A 7512-nucleotide genomic window follows, 5' to 3' on the forward strand; every position below is an offset into this window, starting at 1 on the left:
GCGTCAGCCCGCGAACCAACGCACCGGCTGCGGCGCGAGGTTCTGGTACACGTGCTTGGTCTCGCGGTACTCGGCGAGACCGGCGGGCCCGAGCTCCCGCCCGACGCCGCTCTTGCCGAAGCCGCCCCACTCCGCCTGCGGGAGGTAGGGGTGGAAGTCGTTGATCCAGACGGTGCCGTGCCGCAGCCGTCCGGCGACGCGCCGGGCGCGGCCCGCGTCGGCGGTCCAGACGCCGCCCGCGAGCCCGTACTCGGTGTCGTTGGCGAGCGCGACGGCCTCGTCCTCCGTACGGAACGTCTCGACGGTCAGGACGGGCCCGAAGACCTCCTCGCGTACGACCTTCATCTCTCGGTGACACTGGTCGAGGACCGTCGGCTCGTAGAAGTAGCCGGTGGCGGGCCTTTCCGCCGACGGCTCGGGCCGCTTGCCGCCGGCCCGCAGCACCGCGCCCTCCGCGAGGGCGGAAGCGACGTACGCCTCGGTCTTCTCCCGCTGCTGCTCGGAGACGAGCGGCCCGCACTCGACGCCGTCCTCGGTGCCGCGCCCGAGCCGGATCTTCCCGGCCCGGCGGGCGAGTTCGGCGACGAAGCGTTCGCGTACGGACTCCTCGACGATGAGGCGTCCGCCGGCGGAGCAGACCTGGCCGCTGTGGATGAACGCGGCGTTCAGGGCCTGGTCGACGGCGGTGTCGAAGCCCTCCTCCGTGGCGCAGGCGTCGGCGAAGACGACGTTGGGGTTCTTGCCGCCGAGTTCGAGGGCGACCTTCTTGACGGTGACGGCGGCGGCCTGGGCGACCTTGATCCCGCTGACGAGACCGCCGGTGAAGGAGACGAGGTCGACGCCGGGGTGCTCGGCGAGACGGGCGCCCACGGTGTGCCCGGGGCCGGTGACGATGTTCGCGACCCCGTCGGGCAGCCCGGCCTCCTGGAGCAGTTCCACAACGGCGATCGTGGTGAGCGGAGTGATCTCGCTGGGCTTGACGACGAAGGTGTTCCCAGCGGCGAGTGCGGGCGCGATCTTCCAACTCGCTTGCAGCAGCGGATAGTTCCAGGGCGTGATCATGGAGCACACGCCGATGGGTTCGTGCACGACAACGCTGTGGATGTCGTCGGACCCGGCGTCGACGACCCGCCCCCCGCCCTCCCCCACGACAAGATCGGCGAAATACCGGAAGGCGTCGACGACACAGTCGATGTCGACACGCCCCTCCTCGAGCGTCTTGCCCGCGTCCCGGCTCTCCAGCAGTCCGAGCCGCTCCCGGTCGCGTACGAGGAGATCGGCGACGCGACGCAACAGGGCGCTCCGCTCGGCGACGGGGGTACGGGGCCAGGGCCCTTCGTCGAAGGCGCGGCGGGCGGCGTCGACGGCCGCGTCCACATCCCGTCCGTCGCCCTCCGCGACCACGGCGAACGGCTTGGCGTCCGCCGGGTCGAGCACCTCACGTGTCTCCCCGGAGACGGCTTCACGCCATTCCCCGCCCACGTGAATCGTCTTCTGCGCCTGTCGTTCCGCTGGTCCCGCCATGGCCGGTGCTGCCTTCCGTTCCTGTTCCAGGCCCCTGGGGCACACTCGTGCCACTTTCAAGGAGCTGGGTGCCCCTGCCCCGGCCGGGGCGATGCATGCACGATCCGTGGCCGAAGTGCGCCGGGTCACTTCGGGCAAGGGCTCCGCTTGCGCGGGCCCTTGCCCGGCGCTGGGGGCTGCGCCCCCAGGCCCCCCGCCAGGGGGTGGGGGGTGACAGTCGTGTCGCGGGTGCGGGTGCGTCGTGGCTGGTCGCGCCCACGCGGCGGAGCCGCACATCGACACAGCCCCGCGCCCCTAAAAGCAAAAGCCTGCGGCTACTCGCGGCCCTAAAAAGCAAAAAGCCTGCGACTTCACTGGCCCGGTGCGCCTTCAGATGGCCAGGATCGCTCGTACCCTCTTGCCGCCCCCGATGACCGGAGTGACGTCGAAGCGTTGTGCCAGGCACCGCACCATGGCCAGGCCCCGCCCGCTCTCGTCATCGACCGCGGGCCGCCGCAGGCGGAGTTGGTCCGGGCTGTCGTCGAAGACCTCGACGGTCACCCGCTCGTCGGACACCTCCAGGCGCAGGCGGCAGGGGCTGCGACCGTGCCGGGTGGCATTGGTGACCAGCTCGGACACGATGAGTGTCGCGTCGTCGATCTGCTCGGCATCCACCCGTGCCATGCGGTGGCGAGAGCGAGAGAGAAACGCTGAGGTCAGTCTCCGCGCCCGTCCGACCGATGCGGCCTCATCGGGCAGCAGATACTCCACTCGTACGGAACGCCGATGGGTACGCCGATGCGTACGCATGGCAGATCACTTCCCCTCCTAGGACATCCGGCATGCCTGCGGCCTGGCCGCTCACCGGGGCCGCGCCAGGTCTTGGGCGGCCGATCCCCCACTCCTGATGCCCCGGGACGGCGATCGCCAACCGGCAGGCGGGCGGGCGACCTTGGCGGTGCTCACCCGCCGGATGGCCGCGTACCCGCGCTCACTTGCACGTTCGGCGCAGAAAGGCACCGTAGACGTTCTTGCTTCGGCCGCCGTATGTGACCGACGCCCAGAGGGCCCTCACCCGTATTGCGGATCCGGTTCTTCCCTTGTGGTGTCCGGGGTGGGGGCGATGTGGCTGCGGACACGAAAACGGTCGACCTTGTTCCTCTCCACCGGGGTGAGCCGGACGGCCACCGGTCCAGCGAATGTGTAGCCCTGTTCCGCGGCGTGCTTCCGCACGTGGTTCGACAGGTAGCTGTCCAACTGTCGGCTGCTGCTGGTCAGTTGCTCGTGTGATTCCGGTGGCAGTTCGATGACGAAGGCATTGGGCACCAGGATGCGTCGCCGGTCCAGGATCAGGGCACGGTCGTCGCATTCCTGGTGAAGCGTCCTCACCAGCTCGGATTGGTCGTGTTGTCTGCGGGCGGACCGGATGAGCAATGTCCACAGCGCATTGCTCCATCGCTCCATGGTGTGTTCCAGGGCGGCGAGGGGTTTCATCTTCTGCCGCTGCCCACCGGAATGCCGGGCACACTCCTCCATACGGGTGTTGATCCGGACAGTGCCGAGAGCACCGGCAGCCGCAGCGAGTGCGGGTGGTCTGCCTGCGGCAGCTTCAGCCCCTCGCTCGGCCCGGAGACGTGCGCAGGCTGGATTGATGGCGGCGTGGATTACCGTCATTCGAGTGTCGGGGGATGCCTGGAGTTTCTCTGGGCAAGCGAAAAGGCATCGCACGTCCGACCCATTGGAGGATTGTGATCGTGCATTCACCCGAGGAAGAAGAGGAAGTCCACGGACCCGTGCGCGGGATCAGCCCGCAGACCGCGGAGCGGGCGAGGGACATGACCCGCGGTTTTCTGTCCGCAGTGGCCGCACGGGTCGGAGCCGAGACGGATGCGGTGCTGCTCGTGGTGTCCGAGCTGGTCACCAACGCGGTCCGGCACGCCGGCGGAGTGACCCGGTTCCGCTTGGTGGCCGGTCCGGGAACGGTGACCGTGACAGTGGAGGACGCCAGTGCCACCGTCCCGCAGCCACAGCGGAGCAACGCACGCGAACCGGGCGGGTTCGGCTGGCAGCTGGTGCGGGAGCTGGCCGAGGATGTGGAGGTCAGCACCCGGCCGGGAGGGAAGACGGTGTCCGCGGTCCTGCCGTTGTCCCACTGAGTCCGGGGGAAGTCAGAGTCCGGCGGCCAGTGTCCGGCGGCCGGTGTCCGGCAGCCGCGGCGTACGACCTGCGGACCCCGGCCCTCGCCTCCCGCCTCGGCAGCACTTCGCCCCGCCGGCCAACCGGCGGGGCGAAGTGATCAGGCACCGAATGCGCCAACGGCATCCCGAGGTGTGGGGCCTCCGGCTTTGACGGGGGGGAGTCCCGCGCAGCCGTCAAGCCGGCGCCGGTGCAGCGGTGCGGGCGGCTTCCTGGACATCGAGCAGGGGCAGCGCCAAAGCCTCGGCGAGTTCCACCAGTTCCTCCTCGGTGGGCCGCACGGGACCGTGCGCACCGTCCTCGGCGAAGACGCGGATCCGCGGGGTACGAATGCCCGTACGGGCGGCGAGGGCCTGCGCGTTCAGGTGCCGGCGCCGCATGGTCTGTTGCAACAGCTGTGAAAGGTCGGCCATTTCTTTCGCCTGCCCCGAACCAGCCGACTTAGCCGCCCTCACCTGCACGAGTGACTCTGAGGAACGGCCGGCCGGCCGTTGCCCCCTGCGGACCGCAGGGGGCCCGACCACAGCGTCACGGATGGCGGTGGTGTCCGAAATTCTTATACGGAGAGTCAAGTCACAGGAATGTAACGGCCGCCAGTGGGTATCAACCACTCCACGACGCGCTCTCAGCCCGAGGGCGCCCTTCTTCATTTCGGGAGCGACAATGGCGACCGCGACCACCAGCAATCCCGTCCAGACGACCCCGTACGCGGACCGACATACCACCGGCCCGGGCGCCGCCGCAGCGGGCGTGCCGGGCCTGGAGGACCTGCCGCCCCTGCCCGACCCCAAGCAGGTCGACTCGGTCGACGCCCGAGCCCTGTCCAAGACGCTGTTCGCACGGCTCGACACGCTGGAAGAGGGCACGCCGGAGTACTCCTACGTGCGCAACTCCCTGGTCGAACTCAACCTCGCCCTGGTCCGTTACGCCGCCGGCCGCATGGGAGTGCGGGGCGAGTCGTACGAGGACGTCGTCCAGGTCGGCACCATCGGCCTCATCAAGGCCATCAACCGGTTCGAGCTCAGCCGTGGCGTGGAGTTCCCCACCTTCGCGATGCCGACCATCGTCGGCGAGATCAAGCGGTTCTTCCGCGACACCAGCTGGTCCGTGCGCGTCCCGCGCCGCCTGCAGGAACTCCATCTCGACCTGACCAAGGCCACCGCCCGGCTCGAGCAGACCCACGGCCGCCCGCCGACCGTGCCGGAGCTCGCCGCGGAGCTGAACCTTGACGAGGACCAGATCACCGAAGGGCTGATCGCCGGCAACGGCTACACCGCGTCCTCCCTCGACTTTCCGAACGACGCCGAGAACTCCGAGGACACCCTCGCCGACCACATCGGCTACGCGGACCCGGACCTGGAAAAGGTCGACGACCTGCACGCGCTCAAGCCGCTCCTCGCCGAACTCCCGGACCGCGAACGCCAGATCCTCGCCCTCCGGTACACCGCCGACATGACTCAGAGGGCCATCGGCGAGGAACTCGGCATCTCCCAGATGCACGTCTCCCGCATTCTGGCCCGCACCTTGAATCGGCTGCGGGTGGGTGGGGGCTGAGGGGGGGTCTCTTCCCCAGTCCCGCCCCTTCCCGAAACTGGGGGCTGCGCCCCCAGGCCCCCCCGCCAAGGGGTGGTGGGTGACAGTCGTGTCGCGGCTGCGGGTGCGTCGTGGCTGGTCGCGCAGTTCCCCGCGCCCCTGAAAAGCCTGCGGCTGCCCGCGCCCCAGAAAAGTTCGCGCCCTGAGCAAGTCCGCACCCCGGGCGAGCCCGCCCCGGGGAAGCCCGTACCCCCAACAACCTGCACTCTCCCTCCGGCGGGAGGGGTCGTGGGCCGGTGCGTCGTATGCCCGTCGCGTAGGTTCTGTCTCGGAGGACCAGGGCCTTGTACCAGGCCAGGGTCGTATGCCCGCCCTGCGACGGGCTGACGCACCGGCCCACGACCCCGCACCCCCACCCACCCAGGGGCGCGGGGAACTGCGCGACCAGCTACCCACAAACCCGCACCCGAAACCGTTCAAGCCAGCGCTCAGCGCCGACGCTCCGCCTCCGCCTCCCACAGCCGCTTGAGCTCCTGCGTCCGCTCATCGAGCTCGATCGGCTCGTCCTCCTCCTTCCACAGCCCCTGCTCCTTGAGCTGACGGACATGGACTTCGACAGGAGGCTCGGGGTCGAAGTCGGAGGGGCGGGGCCCCTCAGGACCGTCGGGCCCGATGCGGACCAGACGTTCGACGCGGGTGACGCGAAAGCGGCGCCCCGCGACACTCGCCACGTTGCTGCGCTTCTCGTCGAGCCGGTCGGCGGCGCGGGCGTACTCCTCGCGAGCGGCGTCGTCGAGGCGGAGTTCGAAGGGGCCCATGACGCGCAGGTACGAGGCCAGCACGTCCCGCGCGGCCTGGGGCGAGACGTGCGAGGCACCGGGGTTGTGCGGCTTCCAACTGCCGTCCACGCGCTCGGAGATCATGAACACGGCAGGGAGGAGGACACCGCCGGGATGCGTCACCAGCGCCCGGCGCGCCTCGTCCGCGACCTCCGGCGGCGCACCCGGGACGACGCCGACGAAGCGCACCAGGTCCAGCTTGAGGATGCCGTCGGCCAGACCCGTACCGGTGTATGGGTCGATCACCTGGCCCCGGCGGCGTACCTGATCGCCATCGAGTGGATCGGGATCGGAGGGACGGGGCGGCTCGGGACCGTTGCCGCCCATCCGGATGAAGCGCGAGGCGCGGACGATCCTGAACCGGCCGCCCAGCACGGTCAGTTCGTCGACGACTTCGCGGTCCATGCGTCTGGCCGCCGCCATCCACCTGCCCTGAGCGCTCTCGTCCCCGGCGTCCTCGGCCTCCTTGGCGCTGCGCCGGAAGTGCGAACCCAGCATGTCCCGCGCACCCTGCGGCGTATCGCTGCTGTAGTCGGACAGCTGCCAGCCGCCCTCTTCGCGCTCCCGCGCATGGAAGAACTCGGGAATCCCCACCCCCAACAGCTCGGGGTACCGCTCCCGTGCCTGCCAGGCCTCCTGCTCGGCAAAGGCCGCGATCGGCCCTTCCTGCGGGGTCACCCGGAACGTCAGATAGCCGGGCACCTCGTCTGCGTAACCGCTCATGTACGGACTGTGCCCGGTCGGCCCCTGCCCCCGCCACCCACTTCGGACAACTCGCGGATTTCCCCTTACCTTCCCCCTTACCTTTGACTACAGTCAAAGAAATATGGAGCCAGAACAAAAGCCATCAAATCTGCCAAAGCCACCAAAGCCGGTGTCCACAGAGCAGGTGACCACCCTTCGCCGCTTCAACCGCTACTTCACCCGCCGCATCGGCGTACTCGACGACCACTACCTCGGCCAGGACCGGCCACTCGGTGAGGCCCGGCTGCTGTACGAGATCGGGGACGGGGTCTCGCTGCGCGAGCTGCGCAGCCGACTCGGTCTGGACGCCGGGTACTTGAGCCGGATGGCGAAGGCGCTGGAGGCGCAGGGGCTGGTACGGATCACCGTGCATCCGCAGGACACCCGGCTGCGGGTCGCGGAGTTGACCCCGGCCGGGCGCATCGAGGTGAAGGAGCAGAACCGGCGGGCCAACCGCCTCGCCGAGGGGCTGCTCGGCGGGCTGACGCCGGCCCAGCGCGGGCAGTTGACCGAGTCCCTCTCCGCCGCCCAGCGGCTGCTCAGGCTCGCCGCGATCACAGTCGGGCTCGTCGACGGAGCCGCCCCGGACGCCCGCGCCTGCCTCGAGGCCTACGCCGCCGACCTCGACGCCCGTTTCCCCGAGGGTTTCGACCGGGCGGCCCTCGTCAAGCCGCACGAGGTGTCGGGGAACACCGGC

General features: G+C 69.8%; 8 protein-coding genes. 3 read left to right on the forward strand and 5 right to left on the reverse strand.

Annotated features, from left to right (window positions below):
* Positions 1 to 3: 3 nt before the first annotated feature.
* From IEZ21_RS15175 to IEZ21_RS15185, 3 genes are all read right to left on the reverse strand, one after another.
* Positions 4 to 1524, reverse strand: a complete 1521-nt coding sequence (locus tag IEZ21_RS15175; RefSeq protein WP_189322411.1) for an aldehyde dehydrogenase family protein — start codon at positions 1522 to 1524, stop codon at positions 4 to 6.
* 369 nt (positions 1525 to 1893) lie between these two features.
* Positions 1894 to 2313, reverse strand: coding sequence for an ATP-binding protein (locus tag IEZ21_RS15180; protein WP_246567754.1), 420 nt, complete (start codon positions 2311 to 2313; stop codon positions 1894 to 1896).
* Between the two features lie 261 nt (positions 2314 to 2574).
* Complete coding sequence (locus IEZ21_RS15185; protein ID WP_189322412.1) at positions 2575 to 3039, reverse strand: FhaA domain-containing protein; 465 nt, start codon at positions 3037 to 3039, stop codon at positions 2575 to 2577.
* Between the two features lie 218 nt (positions 3040 to 3257).
* Between IEZ21_RS15185 and IEZ21_RS15190 the strand changes: the two genes are divergently transcribed.
* A complete protein-coding gene (locus IEZ21_RS15190) occupies positions 3258 to 3659 on the forward strand; it encodes an ATP-binding protein (RefSeq protein ID WP_246567756.1) in 402 nt (133 codons plus the stop codon).
* A 216-nt stretch (positions 3660 to 3875) separates the two neighbouring features.
* Here the strand turns inward: IEZ21_RS15190 and IEZ21_RS15195 are convergent, their stop codons facing one another.
* Complete coding sequence (locus tag IEZ21_RS15195) at positions 3876 to 4112, reverse strand: hypothetical protein (RefSeq protein WP_033325350.1); 237 nt, start codon at positions 4110 to 4112, stop codon at positions 3876 to 3878.
* Positions 4113 to 4362: 250 nt separating this feature from the next.
* Here IEZ21_RS15195 and IEZ21_RS15200 point away from each other — a divergent pair, with 250 nt between their 5' ends.
* Positions 4363 to 5253 carry an RNA polymerase sigma factor SigF gene (locus tag IEZ21_RS15200; protein WP_189322414.1) on the forward strand — a complete coding sequence of 297 codons (891 nt, stop codon included), beginning with the start codon at positions 4363 to 4365 and terminating at the stop codon, positions 5251 to 5253.
* 467 nt (positions 5254 to 5720) lie between these two features.
* Here the strand turns inward: IEZ21_RS15200 and IEZ21_RS15205 are convergent, their stop codons facing one another.
* On the reverse strand, positions 5721 to 6794 hold the full coding sequence (locus IEZ21_RS15205) for a DUF5954 family protein (protein ID WP_189322415.1): 1074 nt from the start codon (positions 6792 to 6794) through the stop codon (positions 5721 to 5723).
* Between the two features lie 166 nt (positions 6795 to 6960).
* Between IEZ21_RS15205 and IEZ21_RS47590 the strand changes: the two genes are divergently transcribed.
* Positions 6961 to 7512: MarR family winged helix-turn-helix transcriptional regulator (locus IEZ21_RS47590; protein ID WP_246567758.1), on the forward strand; the 552-nt coding region annotated here is incomplete at its 3' end.

The organism is Streptomyces flaveus (genome assembly GCF_014647675.1).
Taxonomy (GTDB): Bacteria; Actinomycetota; Actinomycetes; order Streptomycetales; family Streptomycetaceae; genus Streptomyces; species Streptomyces flaveus.

Bases quoted from the DNA above. Each gene is read 5' to 3' on its own strand.
- IEZ21_RS15195 (WP_033325350.1), bottom strand. From the start codon at position 4,112: ATGGCCGACCTTTCACAGCTGTTGCAACAGACCATGCGGCGCCGGCAC.
- IEZ21_RS15205 (WP_189322415.1), bottom strand. From the start codon at position 6,794: ATGAGCGGTTACGCAGACGAGGTGCCCGGCTATCTGACGTTCCGGGTG.
- IEZ21_RS15185 (WP_189322412.1), bottom strand. From the start codon at position 3,039: ATGGAGGAGTGTGCCCGGCATTCCGGTGGGCAGCGGCAGAAGATGAAA.
- IEZ21_RS15175 (WP_189322411.1), bottom strand. From the start codon at position 1,524: ATGGCGGGACCAGCGGAACGACAGGCGCAGAAGACGATTCACGTGGGC.
- IEZ21_RS15200 (WP_189322414.1), top strand. From the start codon at position 4,363: ATGGCGACCGCGACCACCAGCAATCCCGTCCAGACGACCCCGTACGCG.
- IEZ21_RS15180 (WP_246567754.1), bottom strand. From the start codon at position 2,313: ATGCGTACGCATCGGCGTACCCATCGGCGTTCCGTACGAGTGGAGTAT.